The 18,770-nt window shown below is 66.5% G+C and carries 18 protein-coding genes; 10 read left to right on the top strand and 8 right to left on the bottom strand.

What is annotated here, in order from left to right; genetic code table 11:
* Nucleotides 1–117: 117 nt before the first annotated feature.
* The 3 genes from ACTIAO_RS13585 to ACTIAO_RS13575 all read right to left on the bottom strand — a co-directional run bounded on the left by ACTIAO_RS13585 (nt 118) and on the right by ACTIAO_RS13575 (nt 2,194).
* Entirely contained in the window at nt 118–789 is a 672-nt protein-coding gene (locus ACTIAO_RS13585; protein ID WP_441906755.1) for a GAP family protein, read from the bottom strand.
* Between the two features lie 32 nt (nt 790–821).
* Nucleotides 822–1,850 carry a linear amide C-N hydrolase gene (locus ACTIAO_RS13580; RefSeq protein ID WP_441906754.1) on the bottom strand — a complete coding sequence of 343 codons (1,029 nt, stop codon included), beginning with the start codon at nt 1,848–1,850 and terminating at the stop codon, nt 822–824.
* Nucleotides 1,851–1,981: 131 nt separating this feature from the next.
* Nucleotides 1,982–2,194, bottom strand: a complete 213-nt coding sequence (locus ACTIAO_RS13575) for a hypothetical protein (protein ID WP_441906753.1) — start codon at nt 2,192–2,194, stop codon at nt 1,982–1,984.
* On the opposite strand from ACTIAO_RS13575, the gene ACTIAO_RS13570 reads away from it, so the two are divergent.
* From ACTIAO_RS13570 to ACTIAO_RS13560, 3 genes are all read left to right on the top strand, one after another.
* A complete protein-coding gene (locus tag ACTIAO_RS13570; RefSeq protein ID WP_441906751.1) occupies nt 2,193–3,152 on the top strand; it encodes a hypothetical protein in 960 nt (319 codons plus the stop codon). The genes ACTIAO_RS13575 and ACTIAO_RS13570 overlap by 2 nt on opposite strands.
* A gap of 96 nt (nt 3,153–3,248) precedes the next feature.
* Nucleotides 3,249–4,823 (top strand): cation:proton antiporter, encoded by a 1,575-nt coding sequence (locus ACTIAO_RS13565; protein ID WP_441906750.1) that lies wholly within the window; start codon nt 3,249–3,251, stop codon nt 4,821–4,823.
* Between the two features lie 2 nt (nt 4,824–4,825).
* Nucleotides 4,826–5,734 carry a multidrug DMT transporter permease gene (locus ACTIAO_RS13560; RefSeq protein ID WP_441906749.1) on the top strand — a complete coding sequence of 303 codons (909 nt, stop codon included), beginning with the start codon at nt 4,826–4,828 and terminating at the stop codon, nt 5,732–5,734.
* A gap of 38 nt (nt 5,735–5,772) precedes the next feature.
* On the opposite strand, the gene ACTIAO_RS13555 is transcribed toward ACTIAO_RS13560, so the two are convergent.
* Both ACTIAO_RS13555 and ACTIAO_RS13550 read right to left on the bottom strand, forming a co-directional pair.
* Complete coding sequence (locus ACTIAO_RS13555) at nt 5,773–6,558, bottom strand: tyrosine-protein phosphatase (protein ID WP_441906748.1); 786 nt, start codon at nt 6,556–6,558, stop codon at nt 5,773–5,775.
* A 10-nt stretch (nt 6,559–6,568) separates the two neighbouring features.
* The gene (locus tag ACTIAO_RS13550; protein ID WP_441906747.1) at nt 6,569–7,126 is read right to left on the bottom strand and encodes an HdeD family acid-resistance protein; all 558 of its coding nucleotides are present in this window, start codon (nt 7,124–7,126) and stop codon (nt 6,569–6,571) included.
* A 173-nt stretch (nt 7,127–7,299) separates the two neighbouring features.
* On the opposite strand from ACTIAO_RS13550, the gene ACTIAO_RS13545 reads away from it, so the two are divergent.
* The 3 genes from ACTIAO_RS13545 to ACTIAO_RS13535 all read left to right on the top strand — a co-directional run bounded on the left by ACTIAO_RS13545 (nt 7,300) and on the right by ACTIAO_RS13535 (nt 9,952).
* Nucleotides 7,300–8,985, top strand: coding sequence for a DHA2 family efflux MFS transporter permease subunit (locus ACTIAO_RS13545; RefSeq protein WP_441906746.1), 1,686 nt, complete (start codon nt 7,300–7,302; stop codon nt 8,983–8,985).
* Nucleotide 8,986: 1 nt separating this feature from the next.
* The gene (locus ACTIAO_RS13540; protein ID WP_441906745.1) at nt 8,987–9,439 is read left to right on the top strand and encodes a MarR family winged helix-turn-helix transcriptional regulator; all 453 of its coding nucleotides are present in this window, start codon (nt 8,987–8,989) and stop codon (nt 9,437–9,439) included.
* 63 nt (nt 9,440–9,502) lie between these two features.
* A complete protein-coding gene (locus ACTIAO_RS13535) occupies nt 9,503–9,952 on the top strand; it encodes a MarR family winged helix-turn-helix transcriptional regulator (protein ID WP_441906744.1) in 450 nt (149 codons plus the stop codon).
* On the opposite strand, the gene ACTIAO_RS13530 is transcribed toward ACTIAO_RS13535, so the two are convergent.
* Nucleotides 9,916–11,295, bottom strand: coding sequence for an MFS transporter (locus tag ACTIAO_RS13530; RefSeq protein ID WP_441906756.1), 1,380 nt, complete (start codon nt 11,293–11,295; stop codon nt 9,916–9,918). The genes ACTIAO_RS13535 and ACTIAO_RS13530 overlap by 37 nt on opposite strands.
* 139 nt (nt 11,296–11,434) lie before the next feature.
* Between ACTIAO_RS13530 and ACTIAO_RS13525 the strand changes: the two genes are divergently transcribed.
* On the top strand, nt 11,435–12,307 hold the full coding sequence (locus tag ACTIAO_RS13525) for an SDR family NAD(P)-dependent oxidoreductase (protein ID WP_441906743.1): 873 nt from the start codon (nt 11,435–11,437) through the stop codon (nt 12,305–12,307).
* Nucleotides 12,308–12,449: 142 nt separating this feature from the next.
* Nucleotides 12,450–12,854 carry a hypothetical protein gene (locus ACTIAO_RS13520; RefSeq protein WP_441906742.1) on the top strand — a complete coding sequence of 135 codons (405 nt, stop codon included), beginning with the start codon at nt 12,450–12,452 and terminating at the stop codon, nt 12,852–12,854.
* Between the two features lie 125 nt (nt 12,855–12,979).
* Here ACTIAO_RS13520 and ACTIAO_RS13515 read toward each other — a convergent pair whose 3' ends face one another.
* Nucleotides 12,980–13,324 carry a hypothetical protein gene (locus ACTIAO_RS13515; RefSeq protein ID WP_441906741.1) on the bottom strand — a complete coding sequence of 115 codons (345 nt, stop codon included), beginning with the start codon at nt 13,322–13,324 and terminating at the stop codon, nt 12,980–12,982.
* Between the two features lie 110 nt (nt 13,325–13,434).
* Entirely contained in the window at nt 13,435–14,325 is an 891-nt protein-coding gene (locus ACTIAO_RS13510; protein WP_441906740.1) for a LysR family transcriptional regulator, read from the bottom strand.
* Between the two features lie 141 nt (nt 14,326–14,466).
* Here ACTIAO_RS13510 and ACTIAO_RS13505 point away from each other — a divergent pair, with 141 nt between their 5' ends.
* Nucleotides 14,467–17,949, top strand: a complete 3,483-nt coding sequence (locus ACTIAO_RS13505; RefSeq protein WP_441906739.1) for a proline dehydrogenase family protein — start codon at nt 14,467–14,469, stop codon at nt 17,947–17,949.
* Between the two features lie 190 nt (nt 17,950–18,139).
* Nucleotides 18,140–18,625 (top strand): FBP domain-containing protein, encoded by a 486-nt coding sequence (locus ACTIAO_RS13500; RefSeq protein WP_441906738.1) that lies wholly within the window; start codon nt 18,140–18,142, stop codon nt 18,623–18,625.
* Nucleotides 18,626–18,770: the final 145 nt, after the last annotated feature.

Genomic DNA, 18,770 nt, shown 5'->3' with positions numbered 1-18,770 from the left:
GGGCTGCGGCTCTCCCGCCCGGCGGCACGCACCCCCCGACCACCCCTTACACCTTGTTTCTCCCCACCCCCCCCGCCGCGGGCGTCCCCGGCGCCTCTTCTCTTGTGTCGAGAGTCGTCAGTACACGAGATCGGCGACGCCGGAGCCGATGAGCTTCGCTCCCAGAATGATGAACAGGATCGTCATGATCACCGAGTGGTTGGCGACGAGCCAGTCGCGGGCGCCGCTGAGTCGCACTTCGACCTTGCTCGGCGAGACGACGCTGATCAGCCAGGGGACGGTGACCGCGAGGACCCCGATGAAGGCGAAGATGAGAATGACGATAACGATCTCGTTCACGAGCAGCGTGGACTGAGAGATGCGCCCACCGGCTGCGATGAGCAGCGGCAGGTCCTTGGGGGAGAGAGGGCCGGAGATCAGGACACCGGCGATGAATGCCTGCCAGATCGACATCCCATCGAGCGCGTTCATCCACTTCGGGGTACCGGTGTGATTCCGGTTTCGCCACTGCATGACAGCAAGCCCGACCAGGAGCAGCCCGAGCACGATCTCAACCACGTCCACAGTCACATGGGCGCCGGAATCGGCATCCTCGGAACCCGCAGAGCGTCCGAGCAGGACGCACAGGCTGACGAAGACCACCGAGAAGACGTAGCATCCGATGATGAACGCGGTGCCGTTGCTGCGCCCCTTCCCGGACGTCGCCATCAGAATGACCGCGACGATCGCGAGCGGACTGATCGCGACTCCGATCCCGATCGTGAACAGCTCAGCAAGCAGGTGCAGCATGGTCGTGGCCTTCTATAGACGCGGTCCGAGCGTCATGCACTCGCGGCTTTTTTCGCTGCTGCGAGTTGCTTGACGATGGACAGCGTGAGGAAATTCAGCGTGCGGCCTTCTTCGAAATGGCCGCTCACGTTGCCGGCCAAGCCGCCTTCGAGAGCCAGCTTGCCGCCGAGGTCGATCACGCCCTGGCCCGAGTCCTCGCTGAAGTCGAGATCCGCGAAATCCACCCAGACGATGTTCGGCCGTGTCGTCGACTCGAAGATGTAACGCAGGTTGGTCTGATCGGCCACGATCTGCCAGATCGTCTGCGAGGCGTCGGGCTTGCCGGGGTCGGGATTCCGGAACGGCTGAGCCGCATTGCGGATGACGCTGAACATCGAGGCGATCGCGGCGAGCTGGGACGTCGGCTCCGGCAGCCGGCTGACATAGTACGCTGCACGCGCGAAGCGATCGGGCGCATTCGTCGTACCGGGCACCGGAGCGTCGCCGCCGAAGCCCTCGAACCGCGCGAGAAGTTCGAGCTGCTCGTCGAACTTCGGCGAGTTCGTCATGACGCGGAACTCGGGGCTGTGGTGAATTTCCACCGCACCATCGATGTACTCGATGATCGCGGAGTCTCCCGAAGCATCGTTGAGTGCGAGGTGGATGGCAGGAACCTCGCCGCTGGCGGGGTCCGTCAGCTGAACGACCTGCGCCCCCGTGCTCTCCATCCATTCCACCGCCTCAGCGACGGTGGCGTAGTTGTCGAGGAAGTACTGCAGCCACACGGCCTGGCTCAACGCGGGCCGCTCCGGGTCATATTCACCGTAGACGGACTCAGCCAGCCACAGCACGTGTCCGGCAAGACCGGCTTCATTCATGCCGTCGACGGAGATCATGTCGAAGGCCGCAGCGACGACACTGCCGTACTTCGCCGTCCACGACAGCGCGCCCTCCACGCCGTCGTCACGGACCACGCCGCGGGGAAGCTTCCAGAGGTTCGTACCGAGATCGCGGTGATAGTCCATGTTCCGTCCGACGAGGACGGCGCCGTTCGCGTCGGGCCACAGAACTCGTGTGCACATGTTTCGCTACCTCCATCGCATCGCGTCAATCATCGGCGGCTTCACCGATGATGACTGTGAGTCATTCATAACGCACCGCTCGTGGTGCTGCATCCGCAAAGCACATCACCCGCCAGATCACCCGCGCATCATCAGGTCCTTCTGCCGCGCCGCCAGCCGCGGGCCACCGCAGTGACGTCGCGGCTGAATGCGGCACCGAGCATCATGCCGATCGCGATAGCGATGAGGGATGCCGCAGTCCTCAGGATGGCGGTGGTCGCCCCGCTCGTTCCTTGCGCGGCCTCGCTGAGCCCGATGAATCCCATCGCCCCGGGAACGAGGAGCCAATATGCGCAGGTCAGCATGATCGCCGTTGACGGCGCGGCCTTGATTCTTCTGCCGCTGTCGATCGTCGGGGCTTGGGCGCGCGTGCAGCTCGTCGACGAGGAAGCATTCGTCGGGGTGTTCGCCCCGCTCATCGATGACGCGGCCGTGCAAGAGCTCATCGTGGATGAGACGATGGCGGCGGTTAACGCGCAGGTGGACTTCGTGGTGCTCACCGATCAGGTGTTCGACGGGATCTCCGAGCTCGGTCTTCCCGCCCGGGCCTCGACCGCGCTGGATCTCCTCCGGCAGCCCGCAGCCGACGGGCTGCGCAATCTCGTCGAGTCCGCCGTATCGAGGGTGGTCGCATCCGACGCATTCTCCGCGGTGTGGAGCAGCAGCCTGTACGGCGCGCATCGCGCACTCACGTTCGCGGCCACCTCCGATGGCGCAGGAATCGTGGTGCTCACCCCCGACGAGGTGCGCATCGAGATCGGCCCGCTCGTCGAAGAGGTCAAGGCCGTCCTCACCGAGCGCGGTATCGGCGCGGCAGTCCTCATCCCTGAGGTGGACCGGTCGATCTCGGTGGGAGACGGGCAGACGCTCGTCATGCTCCGCACGACGTATGCGCTCGCCGATACCCTCGGCGGATGGATGCCGTTCGCGGCCCTCGCACTGTTCGCCCTGGGCATCGGGATCGCCCGGCGCAGGAGCGCGGCAGTCCTCGGGGCCGGCATCGGGATCGCGGTCGGATGCGGCGTACTCGGTATCGGGCTGATGGTGGGTGCGAGTGTCGTTGCGACGATGGCTGGCACGCTTGGCCTGGCACCGGACGCCCTCGGAGTCATCTACAACCAGATCATCGACGGTATCCGGTGGGCGGCATGGATGCTGTTCAGCCTCGGCGTGATCACTGCACTGGTCGGCTGGCTTCTCGGTGCTTCGACATCGGCAGAGCGCGTACGTGCGAAAGCGCGCGCCGTGATCGCGGATCGATGAGACCCGTTGCTGAGGGACGCTGAACGTGTCGACCGAGATGCTGATGACGATCATCGCCGGTGTTCTGATCATCGTCCTGGCGAATTCCCTCTCGAAGTGGATCGGCGTCGCAGGACCTCTGATCCTTGTCGCCATCGGTCTGGGAATCAGTATGATTCCGGCGGTGTCCGCCATTGCGATCCCCCGGAGATCATTCTCGCCGGCGTGCTTCCGCCGTTGCTGTACTCCGCAGCGGTGTCCGCCCCGGCGATCGAATTCCGACGGGACCTGGCGGCGATCGGCGGTCTCTCCGTACTGCTGGTGATCATCAGTTCGCTGCTGCTCGGGCTCTTCTTCTTCTGGCTGATGCCGGAGATCGGCTTTCCGCTCGCGGTCGCCTTGGGTGCGATTCTGAGCCCGACGGATGCTGTCGCGACATCAGTCGTCCGCAAGCTCGGCGTGCCACGACGCGTCGTGACCGTGCTCGAGGGAGAGAGCCTGCTCAACGACGCCACCGCGCTGGTCGTGCTCCGTACTGCGCTGGTCGCAGTCGCCGCGGGGTTCTCCGTGCTGACGACGCTGGGGTCGTTCGCCTGGTCTGTGGTGGCGGCCCTTCTCGTAGGAGCGGTGATCGGAATGATCGCGCTGCGTCTGCGTGCGTGGACGAGCAGCCCCACCGCGAATACGGCGATCGGCCTCACAGTGCCCTACCTCGCCTATCTGCCCACCGAGGCGCTCGGCGGATCAGGGCTCGTGGCCGCCGTGGTGGCCGGGCTCGTCTGCGGGCAGGGTGCGCTGCGGTGGCTGACGCCGGAGCAGCGCGTATCGGACAAACTCAACTGGCAGACGATCGAGTTCCTTCTCGAAGGGGCGATCTTCTTGACGATGGGGCTCGAACTGTACGGCATCGTGCAGAGCAACATCGACGCGGGTGAACGGCTCCTGCGGGGCGCGGGGATCGCGGCGCTGGCATTCGTGGTGCTCATGATCATCCGTGCCGTCTATGTCATCCCGGTGCTCTCGCTGCAGTCCGCGCACGCGAAGAAGATGGCGCTGAAGCAGATCGATGGCACCAAGACCCGAAGCGACCGGCGCGTGCGGAAGAAACGGGCCGACTTCGACTATTTCGATGCGTCGCCGTTGACCTGGAAGCACAACACGATCATCATCTGGGCGGGAATGCGCGGTGCGGTCACCCTCGCGGCGGCCCAGACCCTTCCGAAGGACACTCCGGAGCGGGACCTTCTCATCTTCATCGCCTTCGTCGTCGCGGCGGGCAGCCTCATGCTGCAGGGGCTGACACTTCCGGTCGTCGCCAGATGGCTCGGCCTGCGCAAACCGGGCGCGGGTGGGCCACCGCGTAAAGAAGTGCGCACGATCGATCGCGAGCTTCGAAGAGCCGCGGATGCCGCCACCGCTCGCCATGCGCTCGTTGGCCCGAATTCCGAGCCGTTCAGTGACGCGATGTACACGCTTCCGCGGTCGTGGCGGGTTACCCCGCTCGAGCTTCCGGAGGGCACGGGTGCCGCGGAAGTGCTCTCCTTCGAACTTGCCCTGCTCGGCGTGATGCGTGCGCGGATGCACGAGCTCGGGCGTTCCGGCCGGCACACCACGAGTGCTCTCCGCTATGTTCTCGATGAGCTCGACGCCTACGAGATCAGTATCAAACTCCGTCTCGAAAGCGAGAGATAGTCATGGAATTCAGTTCTTTGCCCCTCGTGGGAATCGCGCTGGCGCTCTGTTCTGCTCTCGCCCTCTCCATCGGCAACCTCTGGCAGGGCCATGGAGTTCGGCTGATGGAGGCCCGGGTCGCGCGCGGTACGGACGAGTCGAAGGTCGTTCAGCTCATCCGCAACAGGTTCTGGCTGCTCGGTTCGCTCGTGCTGGTCGTGTCGATCCTGCTGCAGCTGGGCAGTCTGACCTTTGCTCCGCTGATGGTGGTGCAGCCGATCGGTGTCGCTGCGCTCGTGTTCACGGTGCTTCTCACGTCGTTCATCGCGAAGCGGAAGCCTGCCGCTGCGGTGGTGCGATCGATACTCATCTGCGTGCTCGGCGTTGCCGTGTTCGTGACCGTGGCCGCGCTCGTGAGCACCCAGCATGCCATCACGAACGTACAGCTCGTCAGCGTGCTGATCGTGCTCGGCGTAGTGCTGCTGGTGACCGCGATTGCGCTCCTCGCCGGGCGCACCCGGACCATACCGCCGCTCGCCTGGGTCATCCTGGGCGGAACCTACTCGGCATTCGTCGCGACGCTCGGCAAGACCGTGATCACGCGCGTGCAAGCGCTCCTGCACACACGACAGTTCGCTCTCGATCTGGCGAATCTGCTGACCATCGGGTGCGTCATCGGCATCGGAATCGCTGGCGCACTTTCCATTTATTTCGTGCAGCGTGCGCACGCCTTCAGCCGTCCCGAGGTGGTCGTGGCAGGCCTCACCGTGATCGATCCCGCCATCGCCGTGGTGCTCGGAATCACGATTCTGGGAGAGGCGAGCGGTGCTTCGATCTGGGCCATCATCACGTTCGTGGTCGCGGGTGCGGTGGCGGTGGGGGGCGTGTTCGCACTCGCGAAGGCCGAGTCGGCATCGGCACCTATGTCGTGAAAGTGCTTATGCCGTGAAGACGCCCGCCGTGAAGACGCTTACGCCGTGAAGCGCGCGCGAAGCGCGGACAGCTCGTCGGATGTCAGCCCGCCGGAGCGAAGGTACTCCGCGGCGCCGCCGGCCTGGGTATCGACCCAGTTCAGCGCGCTCTCGATCGCCTCGGGCGGGGTTCCGCACACCAGAGTCGTCAGCTCCGGAGTGGTCGGGATCCCGAACGACTCGACCATGCGGAGCATGCCTTCGGCCCAGGGGCCCGCGAGGTTCTCCTGGGATGCGGCGTAGTCGGCGACGACGGCAGAGCGCTCGGCGCCGGCGGCCTCGAGCATGAGCGCCGTTGCCACACCCGTACGGTCCTTGCCGACGGTGCAGTGCACCAGCACACCACTGGGGGCGGAGTCGTCGCCTTCGGCGATGAGGCGTGCAACCTGTGCGAACGAGGAAGCACCGCCCTGCAGCATCCCGATGTAGAGGTCACCCAGGGTCGGGATGCTGGCCGCGACCTGGGCAGTTTGCTCAGGGGTCAGCGGTCCGCCGCTGCTGAAGAGATTCTTGGCCATATCGGACATCGCGCCCTCGAGAAACGACAGTTCGACGGTGCGGAACGGCCGTGAATCGGGAATCTTGTCCGGACCTGCCTGGCGCTCCTCGGCGGTGCGGAAATCCACGATCACGCCGACGTTGGTCTGTGCCAGCTGGTCCAGTCCGTTCGGCGTCAGGTTGGAGAGTGCGTCCGAGCGGTAGAGCACTCCGGCGCGGGTCACTCCGCCCGATGTGAGAGGAGTGCCGGCAGTGTCGCGAGAGTTGTAGCATCCCTCGATGTTCATGATGGTGAGCCTACGCCCGACGTCCGATGCGGAACGCGCGCACGGCGTTGATGATTCCGAGTACGACCATCGAGATGCCCAGCAGCCACCACAGCACGGCCGCGCCCCACAGCGGGGAGAACAGCAGGACGATTCCGGCGATCACGCTGAGGAGTGCGAAGAAGATCGACCAGCCGCGCGAGGAGGAGTCGCCGAGCGTCGACAGCGCGACGATGCCCTCGACGATCCACATCACACCGACGAGGACGCTGAGAAGAACAGCCAGTACGCCGGTCGCCAGGGTGAGGTTCATGAAAGCGATGATCCCGGCGACGATGAACAGGATGCCGAGGATGATGTGGCCAACGCGCCCCCAGGCGCGCATCGTTTTGCTGAAGATGCCGATGCTCGCATAGATGAGTCCGGCGAGGATCGCGTAGATCGCAATGATCGCGGCGACGACAACGGCCGTCCTTCCCGGCCACACCAGGATGAGAACTCCCACGATGATGGCGAAGATTCCGCTCACGCCCAGGGCAGTGCGGATGCCGTTCGTCGCGGTATCGCGGATGGAGGGTTCGTTAGTCATTCCACAGGCTCTCTGGATCGGCGACGAGTACGGGGCCAGCCTGGCGACTGCGTGTGCGACGCGGCGCCTTCCACGCGGAAATTCACCCCCGCACTCACCCGCCCGATCATCCTCGGGCGAAGAATCAGTTGACCTTTGGCGATAGTTGCATTTCAGCAACTAGAAGCGTATGGTTGACGTCGATCAACTTTCGTATGCAGGAGCACCTATTGACAAGCACCACTCACACCGAACCCGAGGCCGCGTCCTCACCGCGTGAGATCTTCACCGCAATCTCCGGACTCATCGTCGGCATGTTCGTCGCCGTCATCTCCGGGACGGTCGTCTCCACCTCGCTCCCGGTCATCATCGCCGACCTCGGCGGTACTCAGTCCCAGTACACCTGGGTCATCACCGCGAGCCTGCTGGCCACAGCCGTGACCACCCCGATCTGGGGCAAGCTCGCCGACCTCGTCGACCGCAAGATCCTCATTCAGATCTCTCTCATCCTCTTCACGCTCGGCACCGTGGCCGCCGGGTTCTCGACCGACACGAACATGCTCATCGCACTGCGCGTCGTGCAGGGCGTCGGCGTCGGTGGCCTCATGTCACTGGTGATGATCGCCGTCGCGCTGATCATCTCCCCCCGTGAACGAGGCAAGTACATGGGCGTCGTCGGTGGCATCATGGCGCTCGCCACGATCGGCGGGCCGCTCCTGGGCGGTTTCCTCACCGATGCATGGGGCTGGCGCGCGAACTTCTTCGTCGGTGTGCCCTTCGCCATCCTCGCCCTCGTGCTCCTCCAGTTCACGCTGCACCTCCCCAAGCCTCACAAGGCGAAGGTGTCGATCGACTACTTCGGCATCGTGCTGCTCGCCGTCGGCGTCTCGACCATGCTGATCTGGGTCTCGATGGGCGGAAGTCAGTTCGAGTGGGACTCGAGCACCAGCATCATCCTCGCCGTGATCGGCTCTGTCGCGATCCTCGGGTTCATCGCCGTCGAGTTCTTCGTGAAAGAGCCGATCGTGCCGATGTCGCTGTTCCGCAATCGCACGTTCACGCTGTCGGTCCTGGCATCCATCGCCATCGGTGTCGCGATGATCGCCACATCGGTGTTCCTCGCGCAGTACTTCCAGCTCGCCCGTGGCGCCACGCCGACCGAATCGGGACTGATGACGATCCCGATGATCGTCGGCCAGATGGGTGCCTCGATCATCATCGGCCAGCTGGTGAGCCGCTTCGGCAAGTGGAAGGCATGGATGGTCACGGGGTCCGTGCTCGCGACCGTCGGCGTCACCCTCATGTCGACGCTGCGCTATGACACCCCGTTCCCGCTCGTCGCGGTCTACATGTTCGTGCTCGGTGCCGGTCTCGGCATGGTGATGCAGAACCTCACCCTGATCGTCCAGAATGATACCCCTCCGCAGCAGCTCGGTGCGGCATCGGCGAACGTCAACTTCTTCCGCACCATTGCCGGAACGATCGGCGTCACGATCATGGGGACGATCCTCTCGAGCAGCGTGGCGACCTACATGGCCGATTCGCTGGGCGGCTTCACGCCGTCCACGCCCGAGGAGATCACCGCGCTGCAGCAGCTCGGATCCGGTGACGTTCCGAAGGTCGGACAGCTCCCCGAGGCGATCCGAGTGATCGTGGAGTCCGCATACGGACACGGCATCGCGGATGCGTTCATCCTCGCGATCCCGCTGGCCGTGCTCGGCGTCATCGCCATCGCGTTCATCAAGAACAAGCCGCTGTCGACCAAGACCGCTGCCGAACAGCTGCGCGAGCAGGCAGAGGAATCCGTTCTCGAGCTCGCCGAGGCCGAGGTGGGATCATCTCTGGACACCGGAAGCATCCGGGTCGAGGCCAGGCGTTGAGATGGGCGCGGCATCCGGGCTGTCGACTGAGGACGACCACGCGCTCGCGGACTTCCAAGGTCACCTGAATCTGCTGTTCGCACGTACGCGAACCCAGTGGAAGGAATCGGCTGCCCGAATCGACCCTCAGCTGCAGCCGGCCGGCTACAAGCTGCTGATGTTCATCGGGCGAGTCGGAAGCGCGAACGCGCATCAGCTCGCGGAGTCGTTCGAGATGGATAAATCCGTCGTCAGTCGGCAGGTGCGGATGCTGGAGGACCTGGGCCTTCTGGAATCCCGTGCTGACGAGCGTGATGCGCGGCAGCGGGTGCTCACTCCGACGCCCAAAGCCCACGAGGCGCTCGCTGCGCTGAGAGGCGATCACGCCAACCGGCTGCGCGCGGCTCTTGCCGAGCTGACGCCCGATGAGATCGACGCGGCATCGAAGGTGTTCCGCCTTCTCGCCGAGATGTGATGCACGGCTCTGGAGGCCCCGCCACCGGTTCTGGTGGCGGGGCATCGCCGTACACTGACGGGTATGAGTTCTGCCCCTGACGACAGTGCCCGCCTGGATGAGGCGGTGCGACGCGTCGAGGCGGAGCTCGCGCACCTCTTCGCTCGAATTCGGGTGAGCTGGCGTGAGGCGGCAGTGACCGTGCATCCCGACCTGCAGCCGCTCGGCTACCAGGTGCTGACCTCGATTGCGACCGGCAAGGCGACGTCAGCCGGAGCCATCATCGAGCGACTGCAGACCGACAAGTCGGCCGTGAGTCGGCACGTGCGACAGCTCGAGGAGCTGGGGCTGGTCGAGAGCATCCCCGACCCCGATGACCGGCGCGCGCGCGTGCTCGTCGCCACCGAACTCGCGCAGGAGAAAGTAGCGCTCGCCCGTGCCCAGTACGAAGGGCGCATCAGCGAGCGGCTGAGCTCATGGACGCCCGGAGAGCTCGATCACTTCGTGGAGTTGCTCGGCGCGCTCGGACGCTGATCGCTGACGGGGGCCGCGGGTTTGCGGATGCCGATCCACGAGACGATTCCGCCAGCGGCCATCAGCGCTGCGGTGACCCAGGCTGCGCTGTGGAAGCCGTCGAGGTCGAGAGTGCCGCCGACGATCGTCGACAGCATCGCCACGACGATGAGACCCGCGACCCGGGAGATGGCGTTGTTGACGGCGGATGCTATTCCCGAGCGGTTCTCGTCGATCGCCCCGAGTACGGCTGAGGTGAGCGGTGCAACGGTGAGGGAGAGCCCGAGACCGAGCACGAGCATCGCCGGCAGCACCTGCCACCAGTAGCTGAAGTCGTGCGCGACGGTGAGCAGCAGAAGGGCTCCGGCCGCCATGAGCAGCGGTCCGCCGGTCATGAACAGACGCGGCCCGAGCCTTCCCGCCCACGCGCCCGCCTGCGAGCTGAGCAGAATCATCAGGATGGTGATCGGCAGGCTCGCAAGGCCCGCGGCCGTTGCCGGCAGCCCCGCGCCCTCCTGCAGATAGACGCCGATGATGAAGCCGTTCAGAGAAAGTGCGGCGTAGATGAACAACGTGGCGAGGTTGCCCCAGGCGAAGTTTCGAGCACTGAACAGTGACAGCGGCATGAGCGGCGCACGGGAACGCCGCTGCCGGAGGAGGAACCAGACGAACAGCGCCGCGCCGACGACTGCGGGGAGCCAGATGGCGGGCGAGGCCCAGCCGAGATTCGGCTGCTCGATGAGAGCGAAGACGACCGCGCCCAGGCCGAGCGCGCAGAGGATCCCGCTCCACCAGTCCACGCGCATGTCGCGTCGATGATCGGGCAGCTGCAGCCGGGCGAGGAGGAACAGGGTGATGCCGATCGGGATGACGTTGATCACGAACACCCATCGCCACGACAGCAGGTCGACGAACAGGCCGCCGAGGAGAGGCCCGGCGATCTGTGCGCCGGTCGTGAACGCTGTCCACACGCCGATCGCGCGGGACTGCAGCTCGCCGCGCATCGTCGCCATGATGAGGGCGAGTGAGCTCGGCACGAGGAGAGCTCCTGCGGCTCCCTGCAGTGCCCGAGCGAGGATGAGCGTCAGCGGCTCCGGCGCCGCCGCGACAGCGATCGAGGCGATGCCGAAGGCGATCAGACCAATGCGCATGATGCGCACACGGCCATAGGCGTCTGAGAGTGAACCCGCCAGCAGGATGAGGGCGCTGAGCGTGATGAGATACGCATCGACGACCCATTGCTGCGTGGTGATGCCGCCGCCGAGCTCCTCGCTGATCGCCGGAAGAGCGACGGTCACGACGGTCCCGTCGAGGAACGTCACGAACGATGCGAGCACCGCGATCGTGATGACGAGTCGCTGCATGGCGGAGAAGGCTGACACGGTGTTGAGACTACGCCCGAGTCTGCCCCGAGTCTGCTCCGGGGCGCCACAGGAGTGCACGGGCTACGGCTAGGGTGTCTCGGAGACGGAGCAGGAGAGACGAAGCACGAGGGGGCACACCATGACATTCAGTAACGACGCACTGCAGGGCAAGGTGGCGGTGGTCACCGGAGCGGCACGGGGTATCGGACGGGCCACGGCGATCGCCTTGGCTCGTGCGGGTGCCGACGTCGTCGGCATCGACATCGTCGCCGAGGTCGTACCGGGCCTGGACTTCGCGCCGGCGACGGCGGCAGATCTCGACGCCACCGGTGCAGCGGTCGCCGAGGCCGGATCGCGGTGGGTGGCCGCTATCGCGGACATCCGCGACATCGCTCGTCTGCGCGAGGTGGCTGCAGATACCGTCACCGAGTGGGGCGGCATCGACATCGTGTTCGCCAACGCCGGCATCCAGACCTTCGACCCGCTGCTGGGAATGACGGATGAGCAGTGGTCCGGTCAGGTCGACAACAACCTCACCGGCACAGCCAACACCCTCCGTGCGTTCGCACCGCACCTGGTCGAGCGCGGCGGCGGTCGCATCGTCGTCACCTCGTCGACGCAAGGACAGCACGGCACGAAGTTCGGTGCGAGCTACTCGGCCACCAAATGGGGCATCATCGGCCTCATGAAGTCCGCGGCTCTGGAGCTGGGGGAGCACGACATCACCGTGAATGCACTGATCCCGGGTCTGATCGATACCGCATTGACTCGCCACGAGACACGCTACGGCCAGCTGATCGAAGCGGGCGGGCACACCCCGACCGGTGACGAGGCGAAAGACGAGGCGACCGCGGTCGCAGCTCGCACGCCCCAGATCCCTCTCGGAGTGCCCTGGGTCGAGCCCGAGGATGTCGCCCCCGCGGTGGTGTTCCTCGCCTCGGATGCCGCGCGAATGATCACCGGGACGTCGCTGGCGGTCACCGCCGGAGACAGCGCGAACATCACCGCCTGACATCACTGAGCGTGCCTTCGGCGTGAGGGCCCATCGACGTGCGAGCGCGACGGGACTACGCTGGCGTCAGGCGGGCATCCTGCCCGCTTTCCCGGCGCGAGTCGCTCCTCGGCTCGACCACGATGCAGAGTGAGGCGAGCAGATGGACGCGATGATGATGGGGGCCATGTCCGACGACATGAAGACCATGACCGGCATGGACGCGAAGATGGACATGGCAGTGATGCAGGCGTGCATGGACGCATGCTCCGCCTGTGAGCAGGCCTGCACGGTCTGCTCGATGCAGATGATGGACTGCGCACCGTCGTGCATGAACTGCGCCGACATGTGCAACACCATGATGCGCGCGATGATGCGGATGCAGGGGATGACGCCCGCCGTGATGATGTCGATGCTCGACGCCTGCATCGCCATGTGTCAGCTGTGCATGGATGCTTGCATGGAGCACGCGGACCACAGCGAGGTCTGCAAGATGTGCGCTCAGTCGTGCAAGGCGTGCATGGATGCCTGCATGGACATGAAGAACATGATGATGGCCGCCGCCTGACCCACCCGCCGGTCGTTGAGCGAGCGCCAGCGAGACGAAACGGGCTGAGCGAGCGCCAGCGAGTCGAAGCCGCTCGAAAGTCGAAGCCGCTCGAAAGTCGAAGCCGCTCGAAAGTCGAAGCTACTTCACACCGCGACGTTGAACCGCACGCGCCCGACAGCGAGCACGTGGTACTTCCGGTGCAGCGCGACCGGTGTGCCCGGTTCGACCTCGAGCGCAGCGCCCTGAGCGCTCCACAGCGCCCACTGCTCACCATCCAACGTGCGCACGCGCAGTTCGCCGGTGACGGCATCCGCGTTCTCGACGATCGCGTCTGCCCAGTCGCTCGGCGTCGCAGACGCGAGCCGCGCCTGGATGAGGTGCAGGGCGTGGCCCGGCGCGAACGAGGAGCAGACGTCGCCGTGGTCGCACATGCACGCCGCACGCCCGCTCACCTCGAGGGGTGATGATGTGCGGTGCGCGGTGGACACGATGTTCTCCTGAAGTCGGCGGATGCTGTTCACCCAAGGTAATTCGGCTCGCACGCAGCGCCAACGTGACGTGAAATACAGCGCAACACATGCGCCGCGCACGCCGGCGGTCAGTGGGGCTGGAGCGCCGCGAGTGCGTCCGCCATCGCAGCCAGAACCGCAGCGAGCGCCGGGTCGTCGCGGGAGGACGCTCTGGTCGCGGCGAAGATCTCGCGCACAGGGGACCCCGGCAGATCCAGCAGACGCACCGAGGGGCGGCCGTCCGACCAGACGAGGTCCGGCAGCATCGCCGCCGCATGGCCCGCCTCGACGAGGCGCACGTGTGCGATGAGGTCGGTCGCCTCGAACCTCACGTCCGGCTCGAACCCGGCGGCGCGGCACTGCTGCACAGCCCACTGGCGCACGGCAGCTCCGTGCGGCTCCATCGCCCAGGCAACGTCGCGCAGATCGTCCAGTCCGGCAGCGGTCGAACCGGCCGGGAGGGCCAGGCGCACGGGGTCGCGCCCCAGCAGGGTGCGATCGATCCCCTCGCGCAGTGCCCGGGTATGCCCGGGGTACTGTTCGGCGACGACGAGGTCGAACGCTCGAGCCTGCAGCTCGAACAGGCCGGCCTCCGGTGCGAGCTCCACCATCTCGAGGCGCACGCTCGGCGCGCGTTCTGCGAGGAGCGTCAGCGCCGTCGGCACGAGAGCCTCCGCAGCGGTGGGCATCACCGCCACCCGTACCGGGGTGTCCAGCTGCTGGGACGAGGTGAGCTCCGCACGCGCCGCCTCGTCAAGAGCGAGCGCGCGCGCCGCGTGGGCGGCGAGCAGTCGTCCATGAGCAGTCAGGCGCACGCGCCGACCGTCGGGTTCCAGCAGCGGCACACCCGCTTCGCGCTCGAGCTGAGTCAGCTGCTGCGACACCGTCGACGGGCTGTAGGACAGTGCGGTCGCCACGTCGGCGATCGTGCCGCGAAGCGCCAGTTCATGCAGCAGGCGCAGGCGTCGCAGCTCAAACATTCCGCCCCCTCAGATTCATCGTGAAAACCGAATAATACCTATCGTAAACGCTCGCTTTTCATGATGGGTATCCGCATCCACACTGAGAGCAGCGGGTGCGCGCCGTCGCACCCTGCCCGTGCACTGGAGTGAGGAAGCCCGATGACACAGACGACAGCCATTCCGACCGGCCACGCGGAGCTCGCAGCCCTCGCCGACGACGCGGTCGCGCTCGTTCGCACCTGGCTCGAGCAGAGTCGCGAGGTTCCCACCGATGCTGCCGCGCAGCGTCTGGCGGGCGTCCTGGGCGACCCGAACGGCCTCGACTTCACTGTGGGGTTCGTCGATGGCGTCGTGCGTCCCGAAGATCTCACCGTCGCCGCGCACAACCTGCGCGACCTCGTGCCGCTCACACCGAAGTTCCTGCCGCTGGCGCTGCGCAGCCTCATCAGGCTCGGCGGTGCGCTGGCCCCCGCATTCCCCGGCATCGTGGTGCCGATCAGCCGAGCCGTCCTGCGCGGCATGGTGCGTCACCTCATCGTCGATGCGACCGATGCCAAACTCGGCGCGGCGATCCGCAGCATCCGATCGGCCGAAGGCGTGCAGCTGAACATCAACCTCCTCGGCGAGGCGATCCTCGGCGAGGAGGAGGCCGCCCGGCGTCTCGAAGGCACCCGCCGCCTCCTGGAGCGCGACGATGTCGACTATGTGTCGATCAAGGTGTCCTCGACGGTGGCACCGCACACTCCGTGGGCATTCGACGACGCCGTCGCGCACGCCGCCGATGCGCTCGTGCCGCTGTTCCGGATCGCTCGCGACCGGGGTCGCAAGTTCATCAACCTCGACATGGAGGAGTACAAGGATCTCGATCTCACGATCGCGGTCTTCACGACGGTCCTCGACCGTGCCGAGTTCCGCGACCTCTCCGCCGGAATCGTGCTGCAGGCCTACCTGCCCGACGCGCTCGGGGCGATGATCCGTCTGCAGGAGTGGGCCGCCGCTCGCGTCGACGCCGGGGGTGCCGACATCAAGGTGCGCGTCGTGAAGGGCGCGAACCTGCCGATGGAACGGGTGGATGCTGAGACCCACGGCTGGCCGCTCGCCACCTGGCACAGCAAAGAGGCGTCGGATGCTTCGTACAAGGCCGTCCTCGACTACGCACTGCGGCCGGAGCACGTGAAGAACGTGCGGATCGGTGTGGCAGGACACAACCTGTTCGACATCGCTCTCGCGTGGCTGCTCGCGAACCAGCGCGGAGCGGCCGACGGCATCGAGTTCGAGATGCTGCTCGGGATGGCGACCGCGCAGGCCACCGTCATCCGACGTACTGTCGGGTCGCTGCTGCTGTACACCCCGGTCGTGCACCCGGCCGAGTTCGACGTCGCAATCGCGTATCTGATCCGGCGTCTCGAAGAGGGCGCTTCGACCGAGAACTTCATGTCGGCGGTGTTCGACCTGGACGACGACCCGGCACTGTTCGACCGCGAGCGCGACCGGTTCCTCGCCTCGATCGCGTCGATGCCGACCGACGTCCCGGTGCCGAATCGCACGCAGGACCGGGGTGCGCATTCCGACGCTTCGACCCCTGAGTCTGTCGAAGGGTCGGCGAGCGGAAAGCATCTGCTCCCTGAGCCTGTCGAAGGGTTCGTGAACACCCCCGACACCGACCCGAGCCTGGCCGCCAACCGCGCGTGGGGCGACGGCATCCGCTCTCGTATGCAGGCATCCGATCTCGGCAACGCGACCGTGCGGGCGAACACCATCGCCGATGTGGCCTCCCTCGACGAGGTCATCGCGCGCGCCACCGGCGCAGGCGAGTCCTGGCGCGAGCTCGGCGCCGCCGGCCGCGCGGCGATCCTGCATCGCGCCGGTGAGGTGCTCGAGGCTCATCGCGGCGAGCTGCTCGAAGTCATGGGCTCGGAGTGCGGCAAGGTGCTCGAACAGGGCGACCCCGAGGTGTCCGAGGCGATCGACTTCGCGCACTACTACGCCGAGAGCGCCGAGCGCGTGGACGCTATCGAGGGCGCGACGCACACACCCGTCGGGCTCACCGTCGTCACCCCGCCGTGGAACTTCCCTGTCGCGATTCCGGCAGGCTCGACACTTGCCGCGCTCGCGGCAGGGGCAGCGGTCATCATCAAGCCCGCGCGCCAAGCACGCCGCTCGGGGGCCGTCATGATCGAGGCACTGTGGGAGGCGGGAGTTCCGCGGGACGTGCTGCAGTACGTGCAGCTCGATGGCCGTGAACTGGGCGAGAAGCTCATCAGCGATCCGGCGGTAGAGCGCGTCATCCTCACCGGCGGTTACGAGACGGCGGAGCTGTTCCGCAGCTTCCGGCCCGACCTGCCGCTGCTCGCGGAGACGAGCGGCAAGAACGCGCTCATCGTCACCCCGCATGCGGATCTTGATCTCGCTGCCCGCGATGTGGCGTACTCGGCATTCGGACATGCCGGGCAGAAGTGCTCTGCGGCATCCCTGGTGATCCTGGTGGGTTCCGTCGCGAAGAGCGAGCGATTCCGTCGCCAGCTCATCGACGCCGTCGGCTCGTACCAGGTCGGCCAGCCCTGGGACGGTTCCAGCCGGATCGGGCCGCTCATCGGTCCGGCCGACGGCAAGCTCCTCCACGCCCTCACGACGCTCGAGCCGGGCGAGAAGTGGGTCATCGAGCCCGAGAAGCTCGACGAGGATGGACAGCTGTGGCGTCCCGGCGTCCGGGAGAACGTCGCCGCAGGCAGCCCGTTCCACCTCACGGAGTACTTCGGTCCGGTGCTCGGCATCATGACCGCAGACACCCTCGACGAAGCCATCGGCGTGGTGAACGCGATCGACTACGGTCTCACCTCCGGGCTGCACTCCCTCGACGACGCCGAGATCGCGCAGTGGCTCGCGACCGTGCAGGCCGGCAACCTCTACGTCAACCGCGGCACCACCGGCGCGATCGTGCAGCGCCAGCCCTTCGGCGGCTGGAAGAAGGCCGCCGTCGGTGCAGGAACGAAGGCCGGCGGACCGAGCTACCTCATCGGTCTGTCGAACTGGCAGGATGCTCCCGTCACGGCGGATGCACCCGACGATGCGCTCTCGCGCAGCGCGCTCGCCGCAGTGGATGGCGACAGGACCTGGCTGCAGGGCGCTCTCTCCACCGACGTCGCAGCCTGGCGCGACGAGTTCGGTGCGGTGAGCGATCCGACGGGCCTGCTCACAGAGCAGAACGCGCTGCGCTACGGCACGGTGCCGGTCACGATCCGTATCGAGGATGCGACGCCCGCCGAAGCCGTCCGCGTGATCGCAGCCGGCATCCGCACCGGTGCTCGCCTGAGTGTGAGCACGGCGGCGGCGTTCCCGGCATCCATCACCTCGTGGCTCTCAGCGCACGCGATCGGCGTCGCCGTCGAGGACGCCGACGGCTGGGGTGCGCGCGCCGCACGGCTGTGCGCGACCGGTGGCCGCATCCGGCTCATCGGTGGGGATGCGGCAGCGGTCGCGGCGCACACCGGCGGGTCGCCGGCGGTCGCGATCTACTCCGGGCCGGTTCTTACGGCAGGACGGATCGAGATGCTGACCTTCCTGCGCGAGCAGGCCGTGTCGGTCTCGGCGCATCGCTTCGGGACTCCGCACCGTCACGAGATCCCGACGCTCGTCGGCTGAGTGACCGTGACATGCGCGCGCGAGGAGCGTAAACTCGCCGGGTGCTGATTTCGATGAATGCGCTTCAGGCGCGGAAGGTGGTCGCAGGCGCTCCCGGCGCCGGCGGCAGAGGCTGAGTGTCAGCCGGAGGCGGAACCCCGTCCCCGGCAGATCGTCCTCCCTTTTCCCTGCATTCAGAAAGCATTTCATCATGCGTCCCATCGACGAGCGCGAGATTCGCGCATCCTTCATCAACGCCTCCCGCAAAGAGGCATCCTCCCTCTCGTTGCCGACCGGCTTCGCAGAGATCGACTTCTTCACCCGGGACTTCCTCGGCTGGTCCGACCAGAAGTTTGCGCGCCGCGCGTACGTCGTCACCGAGGTCGACGGCGCGCTCACCGGCGTGCTCCTGCAGCGTGCCGAGCAGCGCGTGCAGGCACGTGCCCAGTGCTCGTGGTGCGAGGACGTCACGCTCTGCAACGACGTGCAGTTCTTCTCGGCGCGCAAGGCCGGAGCTGCGGGCCGTAACGGCGACACGATCGGCACGCTCGTGTGCGCGGAATTCGGCTGCTCGCAGACCGTGCGCCGGCTGCCGCCGCTCGCGTACGAGGGGTTCGATCGCGAAGCCGCGCGTGATCAGCGCATCGAGCGGCTCGGCGAGAACGTTCGCGCGTTCCTGCGCGCCGTCAGCGGCTGAGTCCGCCCGCGGGGCAGGCTTCGTCTCGCGTAGGGTGTTCGAGGTCCACCCGCGGGGCAGGCTTCGTCTCGCGTAGACCCGCACTGAGCGAGCGCGAGCGAGTCGAAGTGTCGCTCAACGTCCCGCGGAGAGAGTTCGGGGTCCA

This window comes from Microbacterium sp. (genome assembly GCF_052099035.1).
Taxonomy (GTDB): Bacteria; Actinomycetota; Actinomycetes; order Actinomycetales; family Microbacteriaceae; genus Microbacterium.
The sequence above is the reverse complement of the archived record's forward strand: the minus strand, read 5'-3'. Positions and strand labels throughout refer to the sequence as shown.

Excerpts from the sequence above, each read along its gene's own strand:
- ACTIAO_RS13525 (WP_441906743.1), top strand. The coding sequence starts at position 11,435 with ATGACATTCAGTAACGACGCACTGCAGGGCAAGGTGGCGGTGGTCACC.
- ACTIAO_RS13520 (WP_441906742.1), top strand. The coding sequence starts at position 12,450 with ATGGACGCGATGATGATGGGGGCCATGTCCGACGACATGAAGACCATG.
- ACTIAO_RS13575 (WP_441906753.1), bottom strand. The coding sequence starts at position 2,194 with ATGCTGACCTGCGCATATTGGCTCCTCGTTCCCGGGGCGATGGGATTC.
- ACTIAO_RS13555 (WP_441906748.1), bottom strand. The coding sequence starts at position 6,558 with ATGAACATCGAGGGATGCTACAACTCTCGCGACACTGCCGGCACTCCT.
- ACTIAO_RS13535 (WP_441906744.1), top strand. The coding sequence starts at position 9,503 with ATGAGTTCTGCCCCTGACGACAGTGCCCGCCTGGATGAGGCGGTGCGA.
- ACTIAO_RS13505 (WP_441906739.1), top strand. The coding sequence starts at position 14,467 with ATGACACAGACGACAGCCATTCCGACCGGCCACGCGGAGCTCGCAGCC.
- ACTIAO_RS13560 (WP_441906749.1), top strand. The coding sequence starts at position 4,826 with ATGGAATTCAGTTCTTTGCCCCTCGTGGGAATCGCGCTGGCGCTCTGT.
- ACTIAO_RS13530 (WP_441906756.1), bottom strand. The coding sequence starts at position 11,295 with ATGCAGCGACTCGTCATCACGATCGCGGTGCTCGCATCGTTCGTGACG.
- ACTIAO_RS13540 (WP_441906745.1), top strand. The coding sequence starts at position 8,987 with ATGGGCGCGGCATCCGGGCTGTCGACTGAGGACGACCACGCGCTCGCG.
- ACTIAO_RS13580 (WP_441906754.1), bottom strand. The coding sequence starts at position 1,850 with ATGTGCACACGAGTTCTGTGGCCCGACGCGAACGGCGCCGTCCTCGTC.
- ACTIAO_RS13570 (WP_441906751.1), top strand. The coding sequence starts at position 2,193 with ATGATCGCCGTTGACGGCGCGGCCTTGATTCTTCTGCCGCTGTCGATC.
- ACTIAO_RS13550 (WP_441906747.1), bottom strand. The coding sequence starts at position 7,126 with ATGACTAACGAACCCTCCATCCGCGATACCGCGACGAACGGCATCCGC.
- ACTIAO_RS13585 (WP_441906755.1), bottom strand. The coding sequence starts at position 789 with ATGCTGCACCTGCTTGCTGAGCTGTTCACGATCGGGATCGGAGTCGCG.
- ACTIAO_RS13500 (WP_441906738.1), top strand. The coding sequence starts at position 18,140 with ATGCGTCCCATCGACGAGCGCGAGATTCGCGCATCCTTCATCAACGCC.
- ACTIAO_RS13510 (WP_441906740.1), bottom strand. The coding sequence starts at position 14,325 with ATGTTTGAGCTGCGACGCCTGCGCCTGCTGCATGAACTGGCGCTTCGC.